General features: G+C 56.7%; 26 protein-coding genes and 1 riboswitch. Of the genes, 16 read left to right on the forward strand and 10 right to left on the reverse strand.

All coding sequences use genetic code 11. The features are described 5' to 3' along the window. Window positions 1-47 precede the first annotated feature (47 nt). The gene (gene hldE / locus ABLV66_RS03455) at window positions 48-1481 is read left to right on the forward strand and encodes a bifunctional D-glycero-beta-D-manno-heptose-7-phosphate kinase/D-glycero-beta-D-manno-heptose 1-phosphate adenylyltransferase HldE (RefSeq protein ID WP_348876227.1); all 1434 of its coding nucleotides are present in this window, start codon (window positions 48-50) and stop codon (window positions 1479-1481) included. Between the two features lie 77 nt (window positions 1482-1558). Here hldE and ABLV66_RS03460 read toward each other — a convergent pair whose 3' ends face one another. Then, window positions 1559-1708 (reverse strand): hypothetical protein, encoded by a 150-nt coding sequence (locus tag ABLV66_RS03460; protein ID WP_162184137.1) that lies wholly within the window; start codon window positions 1706-1708, stop codon window positions 1559-1561. Between ABLV66_RS03460 and glgS the strand changes: the two genes are divergently transcribed. Further along, complete coding sequence (glgS, locus tag ABLV66_RS03465; RefSeq protein WP_015369641.1) at window positions 1700-1897, forward strand: cell surface composition regulator GlgS; 198 nt, start codon at window positions 1700-1702, stop codon at window positions 1895-1897. The genes ABLV66_RS03460 and glgS overlap by 9 nt on opposite strands. Window positions 1898-2092: 195 nt before the next feature. Here the strand turns inward: glgS and ubiK are convergent, their stop codons facing one another. Then, entirely contained in the window at window positions 2093-2362 is a 270-nt protein-coding gene (gene ubiK / locus ABLV66_RS03470) for a ubiquinone biosynthesis accessory factor UbiK (protein ID WP_015369643.1), read from the reverse strand. Between the two features lie 127 nt (window positions 2363-2489). Then, a riboswitch (FMN riboswitch) is annotated at window positions 2490-2641 on the forward strand. A gap of 105 nt (window positions 2642-2746) precedes the next feature. Between ubiK and ribB the strand changes: the two genes are divergently transcribed. Beyond that, window positions 2747-3400 (forward strand): 3,4-dihydroxy-2-butanone-4-phosphate synthase, encoded by a 654-nt coding sequence (gene ribB / locus ABLV66_RS03475; protein ID WP_015703517.1) that lies wholly within the window; start codon window positions 2747-2749, stop codon window positions 3398-3400. Window positions 3401-3606: 206 nt separating this feature from the next. Next, window positions 3607-4401 (forward strand): 4,5-DOPA-extradiol-dioxygenase, encoded by a 795-nt coding sequence (ygiD, locus tag ABLV66_RS03480; protein ID WP_045392192.1) that lies wholly within the window; start codon window positions 3607-3609, stop codon window positions 4399-4401. 55 nt (window positions 4402-4456) lie between these two features. Here the strand turns inward: ygiD and ABLV66_RS03485 are convergent, their stop codons facing one another. From ABLV66_RS03485 to tolC, 3 genes are all read right to left on the reverse strand, one after another. Beyond that, the gene (locus tag ABLV66_RS03485; protein ID WP_015703515.1) at window positions 4457-5617 is read right to left on the reverse strand and encodes a glutathionylspermidine synthase family protein; all 1161 of its coding nucleotides are present in this window, start codon (window positions 5615-5617) and stop codon (window positions 4457-4459) included. A 5-nt stretch (window positions 5618-5622) separates the two neighbouring features. Continuing rightward, a complete protein-coding gene (locus ABLV66_RS03490) occupies window positions 5623-6294 on the reverse strand; it encodes a DUF1190 family protein (protein ID WP_045392186.1) in 672 nt (223 codons plus the stop codon). A gap of 165 nt (window positions 6295-6459) precedes the next feature. Beyond that, window positions 6460-7914, reverse strand: a complete 1455-nt coding sequence (gene tolC, locus ABLV66_RS03495) for an outer membrane channel protein TolC (protein WP_047043046.1) — start codon at window positions 7912-7914, stop codon at window positions 6460-6462. A gap of 195 nt (window positions 7915-8109) precedes the next feature. Between tolC and nudF the strand changes: the two genes are divergently transcribed. From nudF to parE, 5 genes are read left to right on the forward strand one after another with little or no spacing between them, the layout of a single operon-like run. Further along, the gene (gene nudF, locus ABLV66_RS03500; RefSeq protein WP_015369649.1) at window positions 8110-8739 is read left to right on the forward strand and encodes an ADP-ribose diphosphatase; all 630 of its coding nucleotides are present in this window, start codon (window positions 8110-8112) and stop codon (window positions 8737-8739) included. 1 nt (window position 8740) lies between these two features. Further along, a complete protein-coding gene (locus ABLV66_RS03505; RefSeq protein ID WP_045392180.1) occupies window positions 8741-9163 on the forward strand; it encodes a DUF1249 family protein in 423 nt (140 codons plus the stop codon). Between the two features lie 24 nt (window positions 9164-9187). Beyond that, window positions 9188-10015: a 3',5'-cyclic-AMP phosphodiesterase gene (cpdA, locus tag ABLV66_RS03510; RefSeq protein ID WP_045392177.1), complete on the forward strand. Its 828-nt coding sequence runs from the start codon at window positions 9188-9190 to the stop codon at window positions 10013-10015. Continuing rightward, complete coding sequence (gene yqiA, locus ABLV66_RS03515; protein ID WP_045392174.1) at window positions 10015-10590, forward strand: esterase YqiA; 576 nt, start codon at window positions 10015-10017, stop codon at window positions 10588-10590. The genes cpdA and yqiA overlap by 1 nt, the downstream gene beginning before the upstream one ends. 30 nt (window positions 10591-10620) lie before the next feature. After that, entirely contained in the window at window positions 10621-12516 is a 1896-nt protein-coding gene (gene parE, locus ABLV66_RS03520) for a DNA topoisomerase IV subunit B (protein WP_015369653.1), read from the forward strand. A 64-nt stretch (window positions 12517-12580) separates the two neighbouring features. Here the strand turns inward: parE and ABLV66_RS03525 are convergent, their stop codons facing one another. From ABLV66_RS03525 to qseB, 4 genes are all read right to left on the reverse strand, one after another. Then, a complete protein-coding gene (locus ABLV66_RS03525) occupies window positions 12581-12895 on the reverse strand; it encodes a putative quinol monooxygenase (RefSeq protein WP_015369654.1) in 315 nt (104 codons plus the stop codon). A gap of 81 nt (window positions 12896-12976) precedes the next feature. Further along, window positions 12977-13558: an NAD(P)H-dependent oxidoreductase gene (locus ABLV66_RS03530; protein ID WP_020077910.1), complete on the reverse strand. Its 582-nt coding sequence runs from the start codon at window positions 13556-13558 to the stop codon at window positions 12977-12979. A 106-nt stretch (window positions 13559-13664) separates the two neighbouring features. Then, window positions 13665-15014: a quorum sensing histidine kinase QseC gene (gene qseC / locus ABLV66_RS03535; protein WP_315711500.1), complete on the reverse strand. Its 1350-nt coding sequence runs from the start codon at window positions 15012-15014 to the stop codon at window positions 13665-13667. After that, window positions 15011-15670: a quorum sensing response regulator transcription factor QseB gene (gene qseB, locus ABLV66_RS03540; RefSeq protein WP_348876225.1), complete on the reverse strand. Its 660-nt coding sequence runs from the start codon at window positions 15668-15670 to the stop codon at window positions 15011-15013. Before qseB ends, qseC begins: the two co-directional genes overlap by 4 nt. 150 nt (window positions 15671-15820) lie before the next feature. On the opposite strand from qseB, the gene ABLV66_RS03545 reads away from it, so the two are divergent. The 7 genes from ABLV66_RS03545 to ABLV66_RS03575 all read left to right on the forward strand — a co-directional run bounded on the left by ABLV66_RS03545 (window position 15821) and on the right by ABLV66_RS03575 (window position 24861). Beyond that, window positions 15821-16216, forward strand: a complete 396-nt coding sequence (locus tag ABLV66_RS03545) for a YgiW/YdeI family stress tolerance OB fold protein (protein WP_045392168.1) — start codon at window positions 15821-15823, stop codon at window positions 16214-16216. Between the two features lie 77 nt (window positions 16217-16293). After that, window positions 16294-17163 carry an AraC family transcriptional regulator gene (locus tag ABLV66_RS03550; protein ID WP_020077912.1) on the forward strand — a complete coding sequence of 290 codons (870 nt, stop codon included), beginning with the start codon at window positions 16294-16296 and terminating at the stop codon, window positions 17161-17163. 121 nt (window positions 17164-17284) lie between these two features. Further along, the gene (gene parC, locus ABLV66_RS03555) at window positions 17285-19543 is read left to right on the forward strand and encodes a DNA topoisomerase IV subunit A (protein WP_045392162.1); all 2259 of its coding nucleotides are present in this window, start codon (window positions 17285-17287) and stop codon (window positions 19541-19543) included. Window positions 19544-19729: 186 nt separating this feature from the next. Beyond that, window positions 19730-20467: a 1-acylglycerol-3-phosphate O-acyltransferase gene (plsC, locus tag ABLV66_RS03560; RefSeq protein WP_045377717.1), complete on the forward strand. Its 738-nt coding sequence runs from the start codon at window positions 19730-19732 to the stop codon at window positions 20465-20467. A gap of 83 nt (window positions 20468-20550) precedes the next feature. After that, entirely contained in the window at window positions 20551-21963 is a 1413-nt protein-coding gene (ftsP, locus tag ABLV66_RS03565) for a cell division protein FtsP (RefSeq protein ID WP_045392156.1), read from the forward strand. A 123-nt stretch (window positions 21964-22086) separates the two neighbouring features. Beyond that, window positions 22087-24270, forward strand: a complete 2184-nt coding sequence (locus ABLV66_RS03570; protein WP_047043034.1) for a YgiQ family radical SAM protein — start codon at window positions 22087-22089, stop codon at window positions 24268-24270. A 63-nt stretch (window positions 24271-24333) separates the two neighbouring features. Beyond that, a complete protein-coding gene (locus ABLV66_RS03575; protein WP_047043031.1) occupies window positions 24334-24861 on the forward strand; it encodes a GNAT family N-acetyltransferase in 528 nt (175 codons plus the stop codon). 34 nt (window positions 24862-24895) lie between these two features. Here ABLV66_RS03575 and dkgA read toward each other — a convergent pair whose 3' ends face one another. Then, the gene (gene dkgA / locus ABLV66_RS03580; RefSeq protein ID WP_015369664.1) at window positions 24896-25723 is read right to left on the reverse strand and encodes a 2,5-didehydrogluconate reductase DkgA; all 828 of its coding nucleotides are present in this window, start codon (window positions 25721-25723) and stop codon (window positions 24896-24898) included. Window positions 25724-25844 lie beyond the last annotated feature (121 nt).

Raw genomic sequence — 25844 nt, forward strand, 5'->3', positions numbered from 1 at the left:
GGTGTGCTATTATCGCGCGCAAAGTTTGCATCTCGCAGGAGAGAGTAATGAAAGTAACGCTGCCAGAGTTTGAACGTGCAGGAGTGTTGGTGGTAGGCGATGTGATGCTGGACCGCTACTGGTATGGCCCTACCAGCCGTATTTCCCCGGAAGCCCCGGTGCCGGTGGTGAAGGTGGAAAATATCGAAGAACGTCCTGGCGGCGCGGCTAACGTGGCGATGAACATTGCTTCGCTCGGCGCGACTTCTCGTCTGGTCGGCCTGACCGGTATCGACGATGCCGCACGCGCGCTGAGCAAAGCGTTGGCTGACGTAAAAGTGAAATGTGATTTCGTGTCGGTACCGACGCATCCGACCATCACCAAGCTGCGCGTACTGTCACGCAACCAGCAGCTGATCCGCCTCGATTTTGAAGAGGGCTTCTCCGGGGTCGATCCGCAGCCGATGCATGAACGTATTCAGCAGGCGCTGGGTTCGATCGGCGCGCTGGTGCTGTCTGACTACGCGAAAGGCGCGCTGGCCAGCGTGCAGACCATGATTAAGCTGGCGCGTGATGCTGGTGTTCCGGTGCTGATTGATCCGAAAGGCACCGATTTTGAACGCTACCGCGGGGCGACGTTGCTGACGCCGAACCTGTCTGAATTCGAAGCCGTCGCCGGAAAGTGTAAGGATGAAGCGGAAATCGTCGAACGCGGGATGAAAATCATCGCTGACTTCGAACTTTCCGCACTGCTGGTGACGCGCTCCGAGCAGGGGATGACGCTGCTGCAGCCGGGTCGTCCGCCGCTGCATATGCCGACCCAGGCGCAGGAAGTGTATGACGTCACCGGCGCAGGCGATACGGTTATTGGCGTGCTGGCGGCGACGCTGGCGGCGGGCAACACGCTGGAAGAGGCCTGCTATTTCGCTAACGCCGCGGCCGGTGTCGTGGTTGGCAAGCTGGGGACGTCCACCGTTTCGCCAATCGAGCTGGAAAACGCGGTGCGCGGGCGTGCCGATACCGGTTTTGGCGTGATGAACGAAGAAGAGCTGAAACAGGCGGTTGCCGCGGCGCGTAAGCGCGGCGAAAAAGTGGTGATGACCAACGGCGTCTTCGATATTCTGCACGCGGGTCACGTCTCGTATCTGGCTAATGCGCGCAAGCTGGGCGATCGTCTGATCGTCGCCGTCAACAGCGATGCCTCAACCAAACGTCTGAAAGGCGAAACCCGCCCGGTGAACCCGCTGGAACAGCGGATGATCGTGCTGGGCGCGCTGGAAGCCGTCGACTGGGTGGTGTCGTTTGAAGAAGATACTCCGCAGCGGCTGATTGCCGGGATCCTGCCGGATCTGCTGGTGAAAGGCGGCGATTATAAGCCGGAGCAGATCGCCGGCAGCGAAGAGGTATGGGCCAACGGCGGCGAAGTGCTGGTGCTCAACTTTGAAGATGGCTGCTCGACTACCAATATTATCAAGAAAATTCAGAAAGATAGCGATAAGTAATCAATACGCTTTACCGCTCTGAACGGGGTAGTCTACAACGGTCTGCGGGGATACCTTCGCGGGCCGTTTTTATTTAATCATGCGGAAAATGATTTAGCGCAATAAATAACCCGGTTAAGCGCATTTTTCGTACAAAGTACGTTAAGGTAAGCGTAAATACTGAAGTGAGTAAAAGGCATATGACCAATCAGAACGCCAACGGCTGAAGGAGTATGCGGATGAACCATAACGATATGTATTCTATGAAGAACTTCGATTTTCTGGCACGTAGTTTCGCCAGGATGCACGCGCAAGGCCATTCGGTTGATCTTCAGGCTATTGTCGGCAATATGGATGAGGAACATCGTGAATGGTTTTGCCAACGCTATGAGCTTTATTGTCGTCAGGTGAATAGCCCGGCCGAGTTAGAGCATTAAGCCAAATGAAAACGGGCCATTCAGGCCCGTCAGACTACTGACAAAGAAGGAAAAAGCGTGGTTTTTCCTTCTTTGTGGTTATCAGCCGAAAATCAATAAATTGATTTTCCATATTTTTTATCGGTGCAATCTGTAAGTGCAAAGATTGCATGAGGTTTATCATCAATCTCAAACGGGCCATTCAGGCCCGTTTTTTTATTGCTGTTCTTCGCTCTTCGGCGCAGCTGAACGGCTTTCCAGATCGCTAATACGCTGCTCCAGTAAAGCCAGCTTTTCGCGGGTGCGCAGTAAAACCTGAGTTTGCACGTCGAACTCTTCGCGGCTAACCAGATCCAGGCGAGTTAACTGCGATTGCAGCACCTGGCGGATTTTCTTTTCTACGTCATCTCCAAGATCGCGAAGGCCTTTCGGCATCGATTCATGGACCTGGCGGGCGATTTGTTCAATTTTTTTCGGGTCAATCATGGTGGATTCCTGCACTGATCTAGTTACCGTTCATTGTAGTGCGAACGGGAGCGCCTATAAACCACAAATGTAAGATGTATAGCGAGTAGCCATTGATGAAGATAGTTAATGGCGTTATAGTTATCTCGCTTATTCTCAGGGCGGGGCGAAATTCCCCACCGGCGGTAAATCAACCTACGCGTTGAAAGCCCGCGAGCGCTTCCTGTGAAAACGGGAAGGTCAGCAGATCCGGTGTAATTCCGGGGCCGACGGTTAAAGTCCGGATGGGAGAGAGTAACGGCTCAGTCGGATTACGTTCCGCTTGCGTTGACTTTTGCCGCTAAACCGGCACTCCTAAGACTGCCCTGATTCTGGTAACCATAATTTTAATGAGGTTTTTTTACCATGAATCAGACGCTCCTTTCTTCTTTTGGTACCGCTTTTGAACGTGTGGAACACGCTTTAGACGCACTGCGCGAAGGCCGCGGTGTGATGGTGCTTGATGATGAAGACCGTGAAAACGAAGGCGATATGATTTTCGCCGCCGAAACCATGACCGTTGAGCAAATGGCGCTGACCATTCGTCACGGCAGCGGTATTGTCTGCCTGTGCCTGACCGAAGATCGCCGCAAGCAGCTTGACCTGCCAATGATGGTTGAGAACAACACCAGCGCCTACGGCACCGGCTTTACCGTCACCATTGAAGCGGCAGAAGGCGTGACCACCGGCGTATCCGCCGCTGACCGCATCACGACCGTGCGCGCCGCCATTGCCGATGGCGCGAAACCCTCCGATCTCAATCGTCCGGGCCACGTCTTCCCGCTGCGCGCGCAGCCTGGCGGCGTAATGACCCGCGGCGGTCACACAGAAGCGACCATTGACCTGGTGACCCTTGCGGGCTTCAAACCGGCAGGCGTGCTCTGTGAACTGACTAACGACGATGGCACTATGGCGCGCGCGCCGGAGTGCATCAAGTTCGCTCAGCAGCACAACATGGCCGTGGTTACCATTGAAGATCTGGTGGCTTACCGCCGCGAGCACGATCGCAAAGCCAGCTAAGATGCCGCTGTTCTGATGACAAGCCCACTTTACGGTGGGCTTTGTTGTTTCTGGGCCGAGCCAATAGGTTTTCTCCGCAGGTAAAAAGGGAGAGAGTTTTCACATTCAAATTTTCTGATGATGATCATCACGCTTATCTGAGTTTATCCGCGGGTAAAAGCGCGTAATGTGAAGGAATCAAATACTCCCTACTGAAGGATACCATCATGTCCCGTACCCGTATGCCAGCGTTGTTTTTAGGCCATGGTAGCCCGATGAACGTGCTGGAAGATAATATCTATACCCGCGCCTGGCGCCATCTCGGTGAAACACTGCCGCGCCCGAAAGCTATCGTGGTTATCTCCGCGCACTGGTTTACCCGCGGCACGGGCGTGACGGCGATGGAAGCGCCGAAAACCATTCATGACTTCGGCGGTTTTCCGCAAGCTTTGTACGATACGCACTACCCGGCGCCGGGATCGCCGGAGCTGGCGCAGCATCTGGTTGAGCTACTGGCGCCGGTGCCCGTCGCCCTCGATAAAGAGGCGTGGGGGTTTGACCACGGTTCGTGGGGGGTGCTGATCAAAATGTATCCTGATGCCGATATTCCCATGGTTCAGTTAAGTATCGATAGCACAAAGCCCGCGGCGTGGCATCTGGAGATGGGGCGTAAGCTGGCGTCGCTGCGTGATGAAGGTATTATGCTGGTGGCGAGCGGCAACGTGGTGCATAACCTGCGTACCGCGCGCTGGCATGGCGAAAGTACGCCGTATCCGTGGGCCGAGTCGTTCAACGACTATGTGAAAGCGAATTTAACCTGGAAAGGGCCGGTCGACGAGCATCCGCTGGTGAACTACCTGAGCCATGAAGGCGGATCGCTCTCTAACCCGACGGCTGAGCACTTCCTGCCGCTGCTCTATATTCTGGGGGCGTGGGATGGCGAAGAGCCGATAACAATCCCGGTCGAAGGGATGGAGATGGGATCGCTGAGTATGCTGTCGGTGGTAGTGGGCGCCGCGTAACGGCAGCTATCGCACATGAAAAAACCCCGGCCACGCAGGTTGCCGGGGTTGGCCGTTATTCGACGAAAATGTGCGGATAGAAACGCGAAAGATCCTGGGTGATCAGCGCCCGATCTTCACGAATGCCGATCCCGGCAGGCTGGTCGTTAATAAGCCAGCTGCCAATCAGCGTATAGCTATCGCCAAATTTCGGCAGCGGATAAAACTCCTGCACGATGGTGCCTTCTTCCCCGTATGGGCCTTCCACTGCTTCCACCACTTTGCCATTTTCAACGATTGACACGTTAGCGCCTTCGCGGGAGAAAATCGGCTTAATGACGTACTTCTCAAGCTGCGGATGGTTATCTTCGCTAAAGTAAGCCGCCAACAGGTTAGGGTGGTTGGGGAACATTTCCCACAGCATCGGCAGCAGCGCCTTGTTGGAGATAATGCTCTTCCACGCTGGCTCCAGCCAGCGTACGCCGGCGTCTTCCAGCTTGGTGGAGAACATCTCGCGCAGCATAAATTCCCACGGATAAAGCTTGAACAGATTGCCGATGACCTGATCCTGCAAATCGGTGAACTGGCCTTTCTCACCAAGACCGATATCTTCGATATACAGGAACTCGGTGGCGACGCCCGCTTCTGCCGCGCAGTCCTGCAGGTACTGCACGGTGCCGCGGTCTTCAACGGTATCGCGGCAGCAGGCCATATGCAGCAGCTGGAAGCCAAACTGTTCACGCAGCTCGCCGAAGCGTTCAATCAGCTTTTCCTGCAGGCTGTTGAACTGATCGCTGTCGGCAGGCAGATTACCGGCGTTAAGCTGATCTTCCAGCCAGATCCACTGAAAGAACGCTGCTTCATATAGTGAGGTTGGCGTATCCGCGTTGTTCTCCAGCAGCTTCGGTTCGCCCACGCCATCCCAGGCCAGATCCAGACGCGAGTACAGCGACGGCTGGTTGGTTTTCCACGACTGACGCACAAAGCCCCAGGTGTGTTTAGGGATGCGGAATTTGGTCATCAGTTCGTCGCTGGCGATCACTTTCTCAACGACCTGTAGACACATTTGATGCAGCTCGGCGGTGACCGCTTCGAGCTTTTCAACCTGCGCCAGCGTCAGCTTGTAGTAGGCCTCTTCACTCCAGTACGGCTCGCCGTACATGGTGTGAAAATTGAAGCCATACTCGGTCGCTTTCTCGCGCCAGTCCGGGCGCTCGGTAATGCTGATTCTTTCCATGCCGCTTAACCGCCCATCGAGCGTGAAGAGGAGCTGGAGCCCGCGGCGCTACGCTGCATCGTCGATTGCTTAGCAACAGATTCGCCAAAACCGCCGCGGGTGACAGTCGTGGTGGTTGCCGGTTTCGGCGCCATCGCGGTTTTCGGTACGTTCATGGTACGGCCCGGTTGCGCCGCGCCATAGCTCTTACCGCTGGCATCGGTGTACTGGCCGTAGGCCGGGCTAGCCGGGTTTTTCGAGCTAAACAGCGGCTGCTGCGCGGCCATGCCGCCGCCCATCAGGCGGCCCATCATGTAACCGGCCATCAGCGGCATCCAGAAGCTGCCGCTGCTTTGCGCCTGCGCCTGGTTTTCCGGGGCGACGCCCGCCTGAGCCGGTGCCTGCTGGCATTGGCCTTCGCCGAACTCGGCGACGCAGTCTTCGCGGGTGGCGTATTTCGGCGCGGTGCGCGCTGCTTCTTTCACCGCGTTGTTGTAGGCGGTGGTGCACTCTGCGGCTTTGCTTGGGTTAGCCGCGGAGCAGTCATCGGCGTTCTGATACAGAGAAACCGTCTCGTCAGTTTTTTCGCAACCGGCGAGCATAAAGACGGCGGTGACGGCAAGGGCGACCGGCGTCAGGTGGCGAGCGCTCCAGCTTTTGCGGAACGACGCATGATTAATATTTTTTGTCCGTTTCATATTTGTCTTCCAGGACCCAGTGGTAGTGCGTTTGTCAACGCTCAGGATAGAGTATGAGTGGTGGAAATTGAAGCGAAAGAGGGGAAAAGCGGGGGTCTTTACGTTGTCTTACGTTTTACGCCCGCCTGACCCGAAGGCCAGACGAGACGTAATCGCATTCAACGATTAGTGACTAAACGGATTGGAACCGCTGGTCTTCGTCGTACGGGCGGCAGCCGGCTGTGCGGAGGCGGTGTTCGCATAACCGTCAGCGGCGGCGTCCTGCTGCGGGTTTTCCGGCGCGACGCTGTCTGGTGAAGTCGGGATCGCTTTACCCAGCGTGTTGTTCAGCGCAATCAGATCCTGCTCGTTTAGCGTGCCGAGAGCGGACTTGATGTTCAGCTCGTTGATCAGGTAGTTATAACGGGCGTTGGAGAGCTGCTGCTTGGCGTTGTACAGCGTGGTGGTCGCATCCAACACGTCAACGATGGTACGTGTACCCACCGAATAACCCGCTTCCATCGCATCCAGGGAGCTCTGCGCAGAGACCACCGCCTGTTTGTAAGCGTTGATGCTGCTGATGGAGGCATTCACGTTGTTAAACGACGAACGCACGGTCTGCACCACGCTGCGGTGCGCGCTTTCCAGCTGCTCGCTGGCGCCGACGAAGTTGTACTGCGCCTGTTTCACCTGCGAGTTAACCATCCCGCCCTGATACAGCGGCAGGGAGAAGCTCAGGCCGACTTTGTTTTGCCCGACATCGGCGTCCTGGGTAATGTTTTTGGAACCGCTGTAACGGTTATTAGAGACACCGGTAGAAGCATTCAAATCAAGGGTAGGCAAATGACCATCCTGCGCCTGGCGAATCTGCTCACGAGCCAGATCCTGGTTCAGACGCGCCTGCAGCAGCGACAGGTTACGGTTTTCCGCTTCCTTCAGCAGCGCGTTCACCGCCTGCGGCTTGTTGGTTTTGAAACCGTTAACGTTCAGCGACGCCAGCTCCGGATAGTAGTTGCCGGTGACCTGACGCAGCTCTTCCACGGCGTTGTCGAGGTCGTTACGCGCGGTCACTTCATTTGCCAGCACGGCGTCGTATTGTGAACGGGCGTTCTGCACGTCGGTGATGGCAACCAGGCCCACGTTAAAGCGCTGGGTGGTTTGGTCCAACTGGCGGTAGATGGCCTGTTTCTGCGCTTCGGTATAGGAGAGCGTATCGATTGCGGCCAGAACTTTAAAGTAAGCCGTCGCGGTATTCAGGATCAGCGTTTGCTGGTCAGTCTGATAGGTGACATCCTGAATGCCCGCCGCTTTTTCCTGCAGGGTCAGCGCGCGCCATTTCGACATATCGAACAGGGTTTGCGTTAACTGCAGTGAACCGCTGGTGACGTTGGAGTTCTGGTTTTTGTAATCACGGAACCCGCTGGTATAGGTGTAATCCGCGCCCAGACCGAGTTGCGGCAGTAATGGGCTACGCGCTTCGTTGATTTTTTCGAATGCAGCATCGCGATCGGCTGCCGATTTACGCAGATCAGGGTTGCTAATACGCGCCTGCTGATAAACCTGCAACAGGTTCTCTGCCTGGCTCATGGCGCTGAAGCCAGTCAGGCCCAGGCCGATAAGGATGGGAAAAAGTTTCTTCATTTGCATTCCTTGTTGTGAAGCATTTAGCGCTACTCAAATTCTAAAAATAATCGCTGATTGTATCGACTCTGTCGCCGTAAAAAGTTGGCGTTACGTGCCATAGGGCGGTAATTTGCACCAATCTAACATACAGGCTGTAAAACGGTAGCCAAACGGCCTATAAATCCCTACTTTCGGATGAGCAGGACACAGACAATGAGCAAACCCAATCAGCAGGGAATTACCTTCTCTAAAAACGATGTAGAAATTATTGCACGCGAAACGCTTTATCGCGGTTTTTTTTCGCTCGATTTGTATCGTTTTCGCCATCGCCTGTTTAACGGCGGGATGAGCGGCGAGGTGACCCGCGAAATTTTTGAGCGCGGGCACGCCGCGGTCTTGCTACCCTTTGACCCGGTACGTGATGAAGTTGTGCTGGTCGAGCAGATCCGCATTGCCGCCTATGATACCAGCGAGAGCCCGTGGCTGCTGGAAATGGTCGCCGGGATGATAGAAGAAGGCGAAACGGTAGAGGATGTCGCCCGCCGCGAAGCGCTGGAAGAGGCCGGGCTTGAAGTTGGGCGTACCAAACCAATATTAAGCTATCTGGCAAGCCCAGGCGGCACCAGCGAACGATTATCGATCCTGGTGGGCGAAGTTGATGCATCGACGGCAAAAGGCATTCACGGCCTGGCCGAAGAAAACGAGGATATTCGGGTGCATGTGGTGAGCCGGGAACAGGCTTACCAGTGGGTAGAAGAGGGGAAAATCGACAACGCGGCTTCTGTCATCGCCCTGCAATGGCTGCAGCTGCATTATCATAGCTTACGAAACGAGTGGAAATAATATGAAGCGTTATACACCTGACTTCCCGGAAATGATGCGCCTGTGCGAAACCAATTTCGCCCAGCTGCGCCGCCTGTTGCCTCGCACTGAGGCGGTCGGCGATATGGCGAACTATCAGGTGGGTGCGGCGCAATACCGATTAACGGTGGTCGAATCGACCCGCTACACTACATTGGTGACAATAGAACAGACCCAGCCTGCGGTAAGCTACTGGAGCCTGCCGTCAATGACGGTGCGCCTGTACCACGACGCGATGGTGGCTGAAGTGTGTTCAAGTCAGCAGATTTTTCGCTTCAAAGCGAGATATGATTATCCTAATAAAAAGTTGCATCAACGCGACGAAAAGCATCAAATTAATCAGTTTCTGGCCGACTGGCTGCGTTACTGTTTAGCACATGGAGCGATGGCGATTCCGGTTTGTTAGCGTCGTGAAACCTAAGGACACCATTTGGAAAGCCTGTTAAACCTACCTCTGGCTGGTGAGGCCAGAGTCAGGATATTACAAATTACTGATACTCACCTGTTTGCTGAAAAACATGAAACGCTGTTGGGTATCAATACCTGGGAAAGTTATCAGGCTGTATTGGATGCGATACATGCCTCACAGCGTGAATGCGACCTGATTGTAGCAACAGGCGATCTGGCGCAAGACCACTCCGCCGCGGCCTATCAGCATTTCGCTGAAGGCATCGCGAGCTTTGCCGCACCCTGCGTCTGGCTGCCGGGAAACCATGACTTCCAACCGGCGATGTACAGCACGCTGCACGATGCCGGCATCTCCCCCGCCAAACGCGTCCTGTTGGGCGACCATTGGCAAATCCTGCTGCTCGACAGCCAGGTCTTCGGGGTGCCCCACGGCGAGCTGAGCGATTTCCAACTGGAGTGGCTTGAGCATCAATTGAATGCTGAACCTGAGCGCTACACGCTGCTGTTACTCCATCATCATCCGCTGCCGGCGGGTTGCAGTTGGCTCGATCAGCATAGCCTGCGCAATGCCGGGGCGTTAGACCAAATCCTGAGCAACTATCCGCGGGTTAAGCACCTGCTATGCGGCCATATTCACCAGGAGCTGGATCTCGACTGGAACGGGCGGCGGATGATGGCGACGCCATCGACCTGCGTGCAGTTTAAGCCGCACTGCGCTAATTTCACCCTCGATACCGTCTCTCCAGGCTGGCGCTGGCTGGAGCTGCATCCCGATGGCGCGTTGACGACTGAAGTCTGTCGTCTCAGCGGCGCCGAGTTTCACCCGGATATCGCTTCAGAAGGATACTGATGTCTACTCTTCTTTATCTGCACGGATTTAACAGCTCGCCGCGCTCGGCAAAAGCGACGGCGCTGAAAACGTGGCTGGCGCAGCACCACCCGGAAATTAACATGGTGGTGCCGGAACTGCCTGCTTTCCCGGCGCAGGCGGCAGAGATGCTGGAAGCTATCGTGCTGGAGCACGGCGGCGAGCCGTTAGGCGTGGTGGGGTCGTCGCTGGGTGGCTACTACGCCACCTGGCTGTCGCAATGTTTTATGCTGCCGGCGGTGGTGGTTAACCCGGCGGTGCGGCCATTTGAACTGCTGAACAATTTTCTTGGCCCCAATGAGAATCCGTACACCGGGCAGCAATATGTGCTAGAGTCTCGCCATATTTACGATCTTAAAGTCATGCATATCGACCCGCTGGAAGCGCCTGACCTTATCTGGTTATTGCAGCAAACGGGCGATGAAGTGCTTGATTACCGCCAGGCTGTTGACTACTTCGCCTCCTGCCGTCAAACGGTCGAGGAGGGCGGTAATCACGCATTTGTTGGCTTTGAAGATCATTTCACCCAGATTATCGATTTTCTGGGCCTGCGCTAAGCGGTTCAGAACGACCTACGAATACACACCATGACGCAATCTTCATATAACGCTGATGCCATTGAGGTACTCACCGGGCTTGAGCCGGTTCGCCGCCGCCCGGGAATGTACACCGACACAACCCGTCCTAACCATCTTGGTCAGGAAGTTATTGATAACAGTGTGGATGAAGCACTGGCCGGTCACGCCAAACGCGTGGAGGTCATCCTTCATGCCGATCAATCGTTGGAAGTCATTGACGACGGACGCGGGATGCCGGTTGATATCCACCCGGAAGAAGGGGTTCCGGCGGTTGAGCTGATCCTTTGTCGGCTGCACGCGGGCGGGAAGTTTTCTAACAAAAACTACCAGTTCTCCGGCGGCCTCCATGGGGTAGGGATCTCGGTCGTCAACGCCTTGTCTAAACGCGTGGAAGTCAACGTGCGCCGCGATGGCCAGGTCTACAGCATCGCCTTTGAGAACGGGGAAAAAGTTGAAGACCTGCGCGTCACCGGCACCTGCGGTAAACGCAACACCGGGACCAGCGTCCATTTCTGGCCGGATGAAAGCTTCTTCGATAGCCCGCGTTTCTCCGTCTCGCGGCTAACTCACCTGCTAAAAGCGAAAGCGGTGCTGTGCCCGGGGGTGGAAATTGTTTTCCGCGACCAGGTGAACAACAGCGAACAGCGCTGGTGTTATGCGGACGGCCTTAATGATTATTTGTGCGAGGCGGTCAACGGCCTGCCGCTGCTGCCGGAAAAACCGTTTGTCGGTAACTTCTCCGGCGAAACGGAAGCGGTGGATTGGGCGCTGCTGTGGCTGCCGGAAGGCGGCGAACTGCTGACCGAAAGCTACGTCAACCTGATCCCGACCATGCAGGGCGGTACCCACGTTAACGGTCTGCGTCAGGGTCTGCTCGACGCGATGCGCGAGTTCTGCGAATACCGCAATATCCTGCCGCGCGGCGTGAAGCTGTCGGCGGAAGATATCTGGGATCGCTGCGCGTACGTACTGTCGGTGAAGATGCAGGATCCGCAGTTCGCCGGGCAGACGAAAGAACGTCTGTCGTCGCGTCAGTGCGCGGCATTCGTCTCCGGGGTGGTTAAAGACGCCTTCAGCCTGTGGCTGAATCAGAACGTACAGGCGGCGGAGCTGCTGGCGGAAATGGCCATTTCCAGCGCCCAGCGCCGCCTGCGCGCCGCCAAGAAAGTAGTGCGCAAAAAGCTCACCAGCGGCCCGGCGCTGCCGGGTAAGCTGGCGGACTGCACCGCGCAGGACCTGAACCGCACCGAACTGTTCCTCGTCGAAGGGGACTCGGCGGGCGGTTCGGCGAAACAGGCGCGCGACCGTGAATATCAGGCGATCATGCCGCTTAAAGGCAAGATCCTGAATACCTGGGAAGTCTCTTCCGATGAAGTGCTCGCTTCGCAAGAGGTGCACGACATTTCGGTGGCGATTGGTATCGACCCGGATAGCGATGATTTAAGCCAGCTGCGTTACGGTAAAATCTGTATTCTCGCCGATGCCGACTCGGATGGTCTGCACATCGCTACCCTGCTGTGCGCGCTGTTCGTGAAGCATTTCCGTACCCTGGTGAAAGAGGGGCACGTGTACGTCGCGCTGCCGCCGCTGTATCGTATCGACCTGGGTAAAGAGGTTTACTACGCGCTGACGGAAGAAGAAAAAGCCGGCGTGCTGGAGCAGTTGAAGCGTAAGAAAGGCAAGCCGAACGTACAGCGCTTTAAAGGGCTGGGCGAGATGAACCCGATGCAGCTACGTGAAACCACGCTCGACCCGAATACCCGCCGCCTGGTGCAGCTCATCATCACCGATGAAGACGAGCAGCAAACGACCGCGGTGATGGATATGCTGTTGGCCAAGAAGCGTTCGGAAGACCGCCGCAACTGGCTGCAGGAAAAAGGCGATATGGCGGATCTCGAAGCCTAAGCCGACGTCAGCCGCCAGATACGAAAAAGGGAGCCCCAGGCTCCCTTTTTTGCTTTTGCCGGGCTTATACGCCAGCCTGCAGAATGCGGATGCTGGTTTCCAGCACGTCGCCTTTTACCGCTTCGGCGTAAGCCTTCATGTGCGGCGTTTGCAGATGCGCTTCGAGATGCGCGACGCTTTCCCACTGCTCGACCATGACGATCGAATCCGGGGCGGAGGTCTGGAAACTCACGCCGGCGGCGTGGTCAACCAGCGGCGCGTAGCCGTGGCAACCCTCTTCCTGCAGTACCACAGGGACAATTTTAGCGAACTGATCCAGTACCGCCTGACGGTGGTGCTGGCCCGGACGGGTACGAATTTCGGCAATCACTGTTAACATGGTTAACTCAACTCCTTCTGTGTGTAAACTCGCCATACTTCAAGGTTAGTGACTTGAATAACAGCGAGTGTAGACATCTAGTTAACCAAAAATCTCGGCCAGATGCTTGCGATATTCTGCGATGACGTGTGGAACGTCAGGCATTTTAATCACGTCGTTGGCGATAAAGGTCGGCATCGCGCTCATGCCAAGGAACTGATTGGCTTTGTGGAACGGCAGGTAAACGCCATCAACGCCGACGCCGTGGAAGAACTGATCTTTATCGGTGAAAGCTTCCATCGGCGCGTTCCAGGTCAACGACAGCATATACTGTTTGCCCTGAATCAACCCGCCGGAGCCATATTTTTTGCTGTCATCAGAGCGGGTACGGCCATCGCTGGCGTACAGAGAACCATGGCCTTCGGTGAAGACGTCATCCATGTACTTTTTCACGGTCCACGGCGCGCCCATCCACCAGCCCGGCATCTGCCAGATAACCACATCGGCCCACAGGAAATTCTGCACTTCTTCTTTTACATCGTACTCGCTTTCCGCGCGGACGATTTTAACATCATGCCCGACGTCGCGCAGATAACCATCCGCGACCTCGGTCAGGGTGTCGTTTAATTGGCCATTAGAGTGAGCGAATTTTTTCGCCCCGTTGATAATCAGGATGTTGCTCATTTTTTGCCCTCAATCTATTAAATTTGTCAGCAATTTTACCCCGCGAAGCGGGGCAGTAAAATGAGCAAAATGTGCAAAGTCTTTTGCATGTTTGGCAATAATGAGGCTACCAGTAAACGCGTGCCTCGAAGCCGCCGTCCGGCGCGTTAGCAAAATCAACCCGCATTCCGTGCAGCGAGGCGATGCGGCGAACGATCGATAAGCCTAATCCGCTGCCGGGGGCGTCCTGGCCCGGCGGGCGATAAAAACGCTCGCCAATGCGCGCCAGGGCTTGCGGACTAATGCCTGGACCATTGTCGCGAACCCGGAACTCGCGGGAGGAAAGCGTGATATCCACCCGGCTACCGCGCGGGCTATAGCGCACGGCATTATCCAGCAGATTGCGTACCAGCAGGCTGAGCAGCAGCGGCTGGCCGGTACGGACGATATTGCTGGCATTCAGATGCAGGCGTAGCTCAATGGCGGACTGCTGGGCGTGGTGATACATCTCCATCACCGCCGACTGCAGCAGGTCGTCGATGGCGACCGGCTGCACGTCATCCAGTTGCGCGAGGGAATCCAGACGCGACAGCGTAAGTAATTGATCGACCAGCCGAGTGGCGCGGTCGATGCCCTGATGTAATTGCGCCAACGCTTTATCGCGGCCTTCGGGATCGTCCATCGAAAGCTGGGCGACTTCGGTTTGCACCTTCAGCGCCGCCAGCGGACTGCGCAACTCGTGGGCGGCATCAGAGGTAAAACGGCGCTCGCGCAGCATGGTTTCGTGGGTACGGCTGAATAGCTGATTCAGGGCATCGACCAGCGGGCGAACTTCCGAAGGGATTTTGTCGTCCGACAGACGTTCCGCCGAGTCCGGCGCGCGCTGGCGCAGGGTTCGAGCCAGTTTCTTCAACGGCGCCAGCTCGCGGCTTAATAGCACAATGAGTAACAGGAACATCAGCGGCAGCGCGACCAGCCACGGCGTGAGCTGCGAGGTGACGATATCCACCGCCATCTCCCGGCGATAATCCCACTCCTGACCGACGGCGATACGATGTCGGCCATCGGCGGTGGTCAACCACAAGAAGCGCCATTCGTCGTCATCGCCGCGCAGATAGCCGTCACTGAAGCCTTCGCGTTGCGATCCCCATTGAATATCTTCGCCGTTTTCACCATCGTTGAGCACCATTTTCCCGTCGCGGGTGAAGATAGCGAAGGCCAGCGCGTCATCATCAAGATGGCCGTGTTTTACTTTTTTCTTTTCGCGGATTTGCGTCGGTCGCGCCTGTAGCTCATCGACATTCATCGCGCTCAGGCGGCGGGCGAAGAGCAGTTGTTGGGTATCAAACAGCTTATCCAGCTTTTCGCTGGTCTGCTGCCAGGCGATCACGCAGGCGATCCCCCAGGCGGCGCTGGTCAGCAGGACAAACAGCAGCGTCAGTCGCAGGCGCAGGCTTAAACGGGCGAGTCGTTTCATGCGTCACCCAGGGTATAGCCGATGCCGTGCACGGTGCGGATAAAACCGCTGCCGAGTTTGCGGCGCAGATGATGAACGTGTACTTCCACCGCGTTGCTGGAGACCTCGTCGTCCCAGTTATAGAGCTTTTCCTCGATAAGCTTACGCGGCAATACGCGCCCGGCGTTGCGCATAAGCAGTTCCAGCAGGGCGAACTCCTTCGGCTTCAGCACCAGGCTTTCGCCGTCGAGGCTGGCGGTTAAGCGGTTTGGATCGAGGCTCACCTTGCCGTGGCGTAGCTCGCTGCTGCTCTGGCCGTGAGCGCGGCGGATCAGCGCTTCGAGACGCGCCGCCACCTCAATCAGGGCGAAGGGTTTACACAGATAGTCATCGGCGCCGAGCTGTAGCCCTTCAACCCGCTGGCTCAGCGCGTCACGGGCGGTGAGGATCAGCACGGGTTCATTACGGCCTTTATCGCGCCATTCGCGCAGAATATCGAGGCCGTCAATGCCGGGGAGGGTAAGGTCAAGTATCGCGGCGTCGTAAGGGGCGCTATATAAGGCATTTTTACCCTCCTGGCCTGCGGTAAACCAGTCGATGCTGAAGCCCATTTTGCTCAGCCCGGCTTTGATGCCGTCGCCGATCAGTTTGTCATCTTCTACCAATAATATGCGCATGTTTCCCTCCGCCGATCCCGTTTCTTTGCGCAGTAAACCGCGTTGAAGCAGGGGATGTACAGCATTAAAATTTCTTTTTTCCGCTTAAGAAGTCGTTAAGTTTTGTCAGGCGTAATAGGAGCCATACCAACACAAAAGGGAGAATATAAGATGAAAAAAATTGCTGCGATGACCGCGATTATTGCTTTGGTTTCCATGCCGGTACTGGCCGCCGGGCAGGGTGGCTTCACCGGGCCGTCGACTACCACCACCACGCAGGCCGGCGGCTTCACCGGGCCGAGCGGCGCGGTGACCACCGTGGCGAACGCCAAGTCGCTGCGTGATGACACCTGGGTGACCCTGCGCGGTAAAATCGTCGAGCGCATCTCTGATGACCTGTATAAATTCCAGGATGCCTCCGGCGTGGTGAACGTCGATATCGACCACAAGCGCTGGAACGGCGTGACCGTCGGCCCGCAGGATACGGTAGAAATTCAGGGTGAAGTCGATAAAGACTGGAACTCGGTCGAGATCGACGTGAAGCAGATCCGTAAAATCACGCCATAACGCCCGCGCCAGAATGCGCAAGATCGGTCAGGAATCGCTATCCTCGCTCTGGCAGAGTGTGTCGCGTGGAGGAGACGATGAACGATATTAAGGCCAGCCCGGCGTACGTCGGGCGTTTTCAGCGAGTCTGTTTGTACATTGAGAACCATCTTGATGAGCCGCTAACGCTGGAGGCGCTGAGCGCGATTGCGTATAGCTCGCCTTACCATTTTCACCGGCAATTTAGCGCGTATACCGGCGTTCCGCTGTACCGGTATATTCAGTGGTTACGCCTGCGGCGCGCCTGTTGGCGCCTGGCCTTCAACCCGCAGGATAAAATCATCGATATTGCCTTTGATGCCGGATTTCAAAATTCGGAGTCGTTCAGTCGCGCCTTCCGTACCGCGTTTGATCAAAGCCCGACTCAGTTCCGTCAGCGACCGGATTGGGGCGAGTGGCATCGGCGCGTACCGAAACATACGCTACAGGAGCAAACTTCGATGGACGTCAACATTATTCAATTTCCAGCCACAAGGATCGCCGTATTGCAACATCGCGGGAGCCCGGACCTGGTCAACGCCACCGCCGCGCGTTTTATCGCATGGCGCAAAACGAGCGGGCTGTCGCCAGTCGCCACCAGCGAAACCTGGGGCATTGCCTGGGACGATCCGCAAACAACGCCAGGCGACGCGTTTCGTTTTGATATCTGCGGCACCGTTGAGCGACCGATTAGCGAAAACGCGTTTGGCGTGATTAACGGCGAGATCCCGGCAGGCCGTTGCGCAGTGGCCCGCCATCACGGTTCGCTGGACACGCTGGCGCAAAGCGTCTGGTTTCTCTATCGCGACTGGCTGCCCGCCTCCGGGGAGACGCTAAGGGATTTTCCGGTGTACTTCCGCTACCTCAATTTTGTGCATGAAGTTGGCGAGCATGAACTCCGCACCGATATTTATTTACCGTTAGCCTGATTGATATCCTCATCCTCTTTAACCGATCTCACTTCCTGTGACTCAGGGCGTGAGATCGGGTATTATCGCGGGTAGTTTTGCCGCCGCAATGGCCGCGTCCCAGATTGAGGATCCACGATTAATGAGCGATATGGCAGAGCGCCTCGCGCTACATGAATTCACGGAAAATGCCTACCTGAACTACTCCATGTACGTCATCATGGACAGGGCATTGCCGTTTATTGGCGATGGCTTAAAGCCGGTTCAGCGCCGCATTGTCTATGCAATGTCCGAGCTGGGCCTGAACGCCAGCGCCAAGTTCAAAAAATCCGCCCGCACCGTCGGCGACGTACTGGGTAAATACCACCCGCACGGCGACAGCGCCTGCTATGAAGCGATGGTGCTGATGGCGCAACCTTTCTCTTACCGCTATCCGCTGGTGGACGGGCAGGGGAACTGGGGGGCGCCGGACGATCCGAAATCCTTCGCGGCGATGCGTTACACCGAATCCCGTCTGTCGAAATACGCCGAGCTGCTGCTCAGCGAGCTCGGCCAGGGCACCGTCGATTGGGTACCGAACTTTGACGGTACGCTGCAGGAGCCGAAAATGCTGCCTGCGCGTCTGCCGAACATTCTGCTGAACGGCACCACCGGCATCGCCGTTGGTATGGCGACCGATATCCCGCCGCACAACCTGCGTGAAGTGGCGCAGGCGGCGATTACGCTGCTGGAAAAACCGAAAACCACCCTCGATGAGCTGCTGGATATCGTGCAGGGGCCGGACTACCCGACCGAAGCGGAAATCATTACCCCGCGCGCGGAAATTCGCAAAATCTACCAGAACGGCCGCGGTTCGGTGCGCATGCGCGCCGTGTGGGCGAAAGAAGACGGCGCGGTGGTGATTAGCGCGCTGCCGCATCAGGTGTCCGGCGCGCGCGTGCTGGAGCAGATCGCCGCGCAGATGCGTAACAAAAAGCTGCCGATGGTTGATGACCTGCGTGATGAGTCGGATCATGAAAACCCGACCCGTCTGGTGATCGTGCCGCGTTCCAACCGAGTGGATATGGAGCAGGTGATGAACCACCTGTTCGCCACCACCGATCTGGAAAAGAGCTACCGCATCAACCTCAACATGATCGGCCTGGACAACCGTCCGGCGGTGAAAAACCTGCTTGAAATCCTGACGGAGTGGTTGACCTTCCGTCGTGATACCGTGCGTAACCGCCTGAACTACCGTCTGGAAAAAGTCCTCAAGCGCCTGCACATCCTCGAAGGTTTGCTGGTCGCGTTCCTCAACATTGATGAAGTGATTGAGATAATCCGCCACGAAGATGAACCGAAGCCGGCGCTGATTGCCCGCTTCGGCATCAGCGAAACCCAGGCGGAAGCGATTCTGGAATTAAAACTGCGTCATCTCGCCAGGCTGGAAGAGATGAAGATCCGCGGCGAGCAGAGCGAGCTGGAAAAAGAGCGCGATCAGCTGCAGGCGATTCTGGCGTCTGAGCGCAAGATGAATAACCTGCTGAAGAAAGAGCTGCAGGCCGATGCCGATACCTTCGGCGACGATCGCCGTTCGCCGCTGCGCGAGCGCGAAGAAGCGAAGGCGATGAGCGAGCACGATATGCTGCCGTCCGAGCCGGTCACTATCGTTCTGTCGCAGATGGGCTGGGTGCGTAGCGCCAAAGGTCACGATATCGATGCGCAGGGGCTGAGCTACAAAGCCGGCGATGGCTGGAAAGCGTCGGTGAAAGGCAAGAGCAACCAGCCGGTGGTATTCATTGATACCACCGGGCGCAGCTATGCCATTGACCCGATTACGCTGCCTTCCGCCCGCGGCCAGGGCGAACCGGTCACCGGTAAAGTGACGCTGCCGCCGGGCGCGAGCGTAGAACATATGCTGATGGAGGCAGACGATCAGAAGCTGCTGATGGCTTCCGATGCCGGCTACGGTTTCGTCTGTACCTTCAACGACCTGGTGGCGCGCAACCGCGCCGGTAAAGCGCTGATTACGCTGCCGGAGAACGCGCATGTCATGCCGCCGCTGGTCATTGAAGACGATGCCGATATGCTGTTGGCGATCACCAACGCCGGGCGCATGCTGATGTTCCCGGTGAGCGACCTGCCGCAGCTGTCGAAAGGCAAAGGCAACAAGATTATCAACATTCCATCTGCGGAAGCTGCCTCCGGCCAGGATGGTCTGGCGCATCTGTTTGTCCTGCCGCCGCAGAGCACGCTGACTATCCACGTCGGCAAGCGTAAGATCAAACTGCGTCCGGAAGAGCTGCAAAAAGTCACCGGCGAGCGCGGTCGTCGCGGTTCGCTGATGCGCGGCCTGCAAAAAATCGACCGCGTGGAGATCGACTCCCCGCGCCGCGCCTCGGCTGGCGACAGCGAAGAGTAAGACCCGCATCCTTCACCTGGCTGGAGGATGCGAAAATTTGCCGCAAAATCGTTGTTTATTCAGGCATTGCGATTAACATGTCCTCCAGGGGCGGAGATTTTCCGCCCCGCGTTGAGAGGGCTGCGGTGTCCTGAACCTGTTATTCTACAGGGATAACGCTAAGCGGTTTGGGTTTCAGAGGAAGCTATGTTATTTATTTTTCGACTAATTTTTGTTGTCATTTATTGCATCGTGGTGTGCATATTTGGCAGTCTTTACTGCTTGTTCAGCCCGCGCAACCCTAAGCACGTCGCGACGTTTGGTCATCTGTTTGGCCGTCTGTCCCCGGTATTCGGCCTGAAAGTCGAGCTGCGTAAGCCTGCGGACGCGGAAAGCTACGGCAATGCGATCTACATCGCTAACCACCAGAACAACTATGATATGGTGACAGCGTCGAACATCGTGCAGCCGCCGACGGTTACCGTGGGTAAAAAAAGCCTGTTGTGGATCCCGTTCTTTGGCCAGCTTTACTGGCTGACGGGCAACCTGCTGATTGATCGCAATAACCGAACCAAAGCGCACGGCACTATTGCTGAAGTGGTGAATGCGTTTAAAAAGCGTAAAATTTCGTTCTGGATGTTCCCGGAAGGAACCCGCAGCCGCGGCCGCGGTCTGCTGCCCTTTAAAACCGGCGCGTTCCACGCGGCCATCGCCGCTGGCGTGCCGATTATTCCAGTATGCGTGTCGAATACATCGAACAAAATTAAACTCAATCGCTGGAACAACGGTCTGGTGATTGTCGAGATGCTGCCGCCGGTCGATACCAGCCAGTTTGGTAAAGATAACGTGCGCGCGCTGGCGACACACTGCCGCGAGCTGATGTCCGCTAAAATCGCCGAGCTGGATAAAGAAGTGGCCGAGCGCGAAGCGGCTGGAAAGAAATAATACAGGAAACGCCGCGAACGCGAGCGTATTGCTGGCGGGAAACGAATTCCCTTTTTGCATTGTCAGTATTTCATGGAGTTAATATGTCACTCAGTCGGCGTCAGTTTATTAAGGCTTCAGGTGTAGCGCTGTGCGCGGGCGCCGCGCCGCTGAAGGCTCATGCCGCCGGCCAGCAGCCGGCGCTCCCCATACCGCCTCTGCTGGAATCCCGTCGCGGTCAGCCGCTGTTTCTGACCCTGCAACGTTCCCACTGGTCATTCACCCAGGGCACGCGCGCGCCGGTATGGGGCATCAATGGCCGCTACCTGGGGCCGACCATTCGCGTCTGGAATGGCGATGACGTCAAACTTATCTACAGTAACCGCCTGACCGAAAACGTCGCCATGACGATTCGCGGCCTGCAGGTGCCGGGGCCGCTGATTGGCGGCGCGGCGCGCATGATGTCGCCGAATGCGGATTGGGCGCCGGTGCTGCCGATCCGCCAGGGCGCGGCCACGCTGTGGTATCAGGCGAATACCCCGAACCGGATGGCGAAACAGGTTTACAACGGTCTGGCGGGAATGTGGCTGGTGGAAGACGAGGTCAGCAAAAACCTGCCGATCCCAAACCACTACGGCGTTGATGACTTCCCGGTGATTATTCAGGATAAGCGGCTGGATAACTTCGGCACCCCGGAATATAGCGAACCGGGCAGCGGCGGCTTCGTTGGCGATACCCTGTTGGTCAACGGCGCGCAGGGGCCGTATGTCGAAGTCTCTCGCGGCTGGGTACGACTGCGTTTGCTGAATGCGTCTAACTCGCGCCGCTATCAGTTGCAGATGAGCGATGGTCGTCTGCTGCACGTTATCTCAGGCGATCAGGGCTTCCTGCCGGCGCCGGTCTCACTTAAGCAATTGTCGCTGGCCCCCGGCGAGCGGCGAGAAATTCTGGTGGATATGACCAACGGCGATGAAGTGTCGATTACCTGCGGCGAAGCGGCGAGCATCGTCGACCGTATCCGCGGTTTCTTCGAGCCGTCGAGCATTTTGATCTCCACGCTGGTGCTGACGCTGCGTCCGACCGGCCTGCTGCCGCTGGTTACCGATAGCCTGCCGGTGCGGCTGCTGCCGACCGAGCTGCTCTCCGGCACGCCGCTGCGCAGCCGCGATATTACGCTCGGCGACGACCCCGGCATCAATGGCCAACTGTGGGATCCGCAGCGTATTGATATCACCGCCCAGCAGGGAACGTGGGAGCGCTGGACCGTTCGCGCCGACCGCCCGCAGTCGTTCCATATTGAAGGCGTGATGTTCCAGATCCGTAACGTTAATGGAACGATGCCGTTCCCGGAAGACCGAGGCTGGAAAGATACCGTATGGATCGACGGGCAGGTAGAACTGCTGGTGTATTACAATCAGCCTTCCTGGCCGCACTTCCCGTTCCAGTACCTGAGCCAGACGCTGGAACTCGCCGACCGCGGCTCGATTGGCCAGATTCTGGTGAATCCGGCGCCGTAATATCCGCAACCCTGGCCGCAACACGGTCAGGGTTTGAGAAAATCCTCCTTCATTTCCACTATCATTCCGGCTTATAATCCACGCCCTTTTGGTTATTTTTTTATCATTTTCCCCGGAAGCAATATGAGCGCAATATCCCTGATCCAGCCGGATCGTGACCTATTTTCCTGGCCGCAATACTGGGCTGCCTGTTTTGGCCCTGCGCCATTTTTACCAATGTCGCGTGAAGAGATGGATCAACTTGGTTGGGATAGCTGCGACATTATTCTGGTGACCGGCGACGCCTACGTCGACCATCCAAGCTTCGGCATGGCTATCTGCGGCCGTATGCTGGAAGCGCAGGGCTTCCGCGTAGGGATCATCTCCCAGCCGGACTGGAACAGCAAAGAAGACTTCATGCGCCTGGGTAAGCCGAATCTGTTCTTCGGCGTGACCGCGGGCAATATGGACTCAATGATCAACCGCTATACCGCCGACCGTAAGCTGCGCCATGACGACGCCTATACCGCCGGCAACGTCGCGGGTAAGCGCCCGGACCGCGCGACGCTGGTTTATACCCAGCGCTGTAAAGAGGCATGGAAAGACGTGCCGGTGATCCTCGGCGGTATTGAGGCCAGCCTGCGCCGTACCGCGCACTACGATTATTGGTCCGATACCGTGCGCCGCTCGGTGCTGGTGGATTCGAAAGCCGATATGCTGATGTTCGGCAACGGCGAGCGCCCGCTGGTTGAAGTGGCGCATCGTCTGGCGATGGGCGAGGACATCGGCGATATTCGCGATGTGCGTAATACCGCGATCATGGTAAAAGAGGCGCTGCCGGGCTGGAGCGGCGTTGACTCCACGCGTCTGGATACGCCGGGCAAAATCGACCCGATTCCGCATCCGTACGGTGAAGACCTGCCGTGCGCAGACAACAAACCGGTGGCGCCGAAAAAAGCCGAGGCCAAAGCCGTTGTCGTGCAGCCGCCGCGGCCAAAACCGTGGGAAAAAACCTACGTATTACTGCCATCCTTTGAGAAGGTCAAAGGCGACAAAGTGCTGTACGCTCACGCGTCGCGCATTCTGCACCATGAAACCAACCCAGGCTGCGCCCGCGCGCTGATGCAAAAGCACGGCGAGCGTTATATCTGGGTTAACCCGCCGGCGATCCCGCTGTCGACTGAAGAGATGGACAGCGTCTTTGCGCTGCCGTACAAGCGTGTGCCGCATCCTTCTTATGGTGATGCGCGTATCCCGGCCTACGAGATGATTCGCTTCTCTATCAACATCATGCGCGGTTGCTTCGGGGGCTGTTCTTTCTGCTCGATCACCGAGCATGAAGGGCGCATCATCCAGAGCCGCTCCGAGGATTCGATCATTAATGAAATCGAAGCGATTCGCGACACGGTTCCCGGCTTTACCGGCATTATTTCCGATCTTGGCGGCCCAACCGCCAATATGTATATGCTGCGCTGTAAATCGCCGCGCGCCGAGCAGACCTGCCGTCGTCTGTCGTGCGTCTATCCGGATATCTGCCCGCACATGGACACCAACCATGAGCCGACGATCAATCTGTACCGTCGCGCCCGCGACCTGAAAGGCATCAAGAAAATCCTTATCGCATCGGGTGTGCGTTACGACATCGCCGTAGAGGATCCGCGCTATATCAAAGAACTGGCGACCCACCACGTCGGCGGCTACCTGAAGATCGCTCCGGAGCATACCGAAGAGGGGCCGCTGTCGAAGATGATGAAGCCGGGCATGGGCAGCTATGACCGCTTTAAAGAATTGTTTGATACCTATTCGAAGCAGGCGGGTAAAGAACAGTACCTTATCCCGTACTTTATTTCCGCCCACCCCGGGACGCGCGATGAAGATATGGTGAACCTGGCGCTGTGGCTGAAGCGTCATCGCTTCCGTCTCGACCAGGTACAGAACTTCTATCCGTCGCCGCTGGCGAACTCAACCACCATGTATTACACCGGCAAGAACCCGCTGGGTAAAATCGGCTATAAGAGCGAGGACGTGGTGGTGCCGAAGGGCGATAAACAGCGCCGTCTGCATAAAGCGCTGCTGCGCTATCACGATCCGGCAAACTGGCCGCTGATCCGTCAGGCGCTGGAGGCGATGGGTAAAAAGCATCTGATTGGTTCACGCCGTGACTGCCTGGTACCGGCGCCGACGCTGGACGAGATGCGTGAAGCGCGTCGCCAGAACCGTCATACCCGCCCGGCGCTGACCAAGCATACGCCGGTTGCGCATCAGCGCCAGACGCCGGCCGCTCCGGGGGCGAAAAAGCGTATTAAGCCGAAGACAGCGTCCCGCTAAGACGCTTCCCCGGCGGTTGCGATCGCCGGGGGAAAACCTGTCATATAAGGAGAGAGAACGATAATGACGCCGGTAATCCTGTCGCGACAACAATTGGAAATGTTGTGGGAGATAGATCGCAGTGAAATTATCGACACCCTTTATAAGCTCGATAATGGCCGGCTTCAGGCGTACCCGCAATATTATGATGTGCGAGGTTGGGATCCTCACGATCGCCAGATTTATACGCCTATTCACGAGGCCTGCTACGATCGCGGCGGTATTTTTTTCGCCTTTTTCGAGCAGGATAAAATCATTGCCGCGGCGGCGATTGATACCTTGCCACGGGGTAAAAATGGCGATCTACGCCAACTGCTATTCTTTTATGTGGGCGCGGCGCAGCGCGGTCAGGGATGGGGGCGACGTCTGTTTGATTATGCGCTGCAACAGCTTCCTGCCCTTGACGCGTCCGGCCTGTATATTTCGTCCATCCCTAACAAAAGTACCGTTGATTTTTATCTTTCCCAGGGCTGTCGTTTAATTGATGAGCCCGACCCGGAGCTATTTGCGCTGGAGCCTGAGGATATCCATTTAATTTGCGAAAGCCTTTAGCGCCGCGCGGCGCTAAAGGCAAAAGTGAAGGGGATTACCCGCCGAACTGATCCGGGTCGGGGCCGAGACGTTTGCCCTGGTCCAGCTTAGCGATTTCACTGAGTTCGTCTTTGTCGAGACGGAAGTCCCAGACGTCAAAGTTTTCCGCAATACGCGATGGCGTGACGGATTTCGGGATCACCACCAGTCCGCTGTCGAGATGCCAGCGAATGACGATTTGCGCCGGCGTTTTGCCATATTTATCCGCCAGATGGTGAATAATCTTCTGATCGAAAACTCCCTTGCCGCCCTGCGCTAATGGGCTCCAGGATTCGGTCTGGATTTTGTGGGTGGCGTTCCAGGCGTGCAGCTGGCGCTGCTGCATTAACGGGTGCAGCTCAATCTGGTTGATCACCGGAGCGACGCCGGTTTCATCGATCAGCTTTTGCAGATGCGGCACCTGGAAATTACACACCCCGATGCTTTTTGCCAGCCCCTGCTGCTGCAGTTCGATCAGCGCCTGCCAGGCTTCGACGTAATGGCCTATCGCTGGCACCGGCCAGTGGATTAAATAGAGATCCACATAGTCCAGTTTCAGCTTGCTGAGGCTCTCTTTTAGCGCTTCATGCGGCCGTTTTTGATCGTCATTCCACAGTTTGGTGGTGATGAAGAGCTCATCGCGATTGACGCCCGCGCTGCTTAACGCGTTGCCGACGCCAGCCTCATTTTGGTACGCGGCGGCGGTGTCAAAAGAACGATAACCGACTTCCAGCGCCTTATGAATGGCGGAGACGACTTCCTCGTTGCCTGCTTTCCACACGCCGAGACCCAGCTGCGGCATCAGGTTGCCGTCGTGTAGTTTAATAACGGTTGGATGTGTCATGCCTTCCTCCTGTTAATGAACTCAGCGTTAAAAATCCGCCGAGGGGTAGCATTAAGTCTGGACGAAATAGCTAAAAACGGTAGTAAAAACACCTCTCCCGGACGTTTGTTTAACGTAAGGA

This window comes from Klebsiella sp. CN_Kp073, from assembly GCF_040065495.2.
Lineage (GTDB): Bacteria > Pseudomonadota > Gammaproteobacteria > Enterobacterales > Enterobacteriaceae > Klebsiella > Klebsiella aerogenes.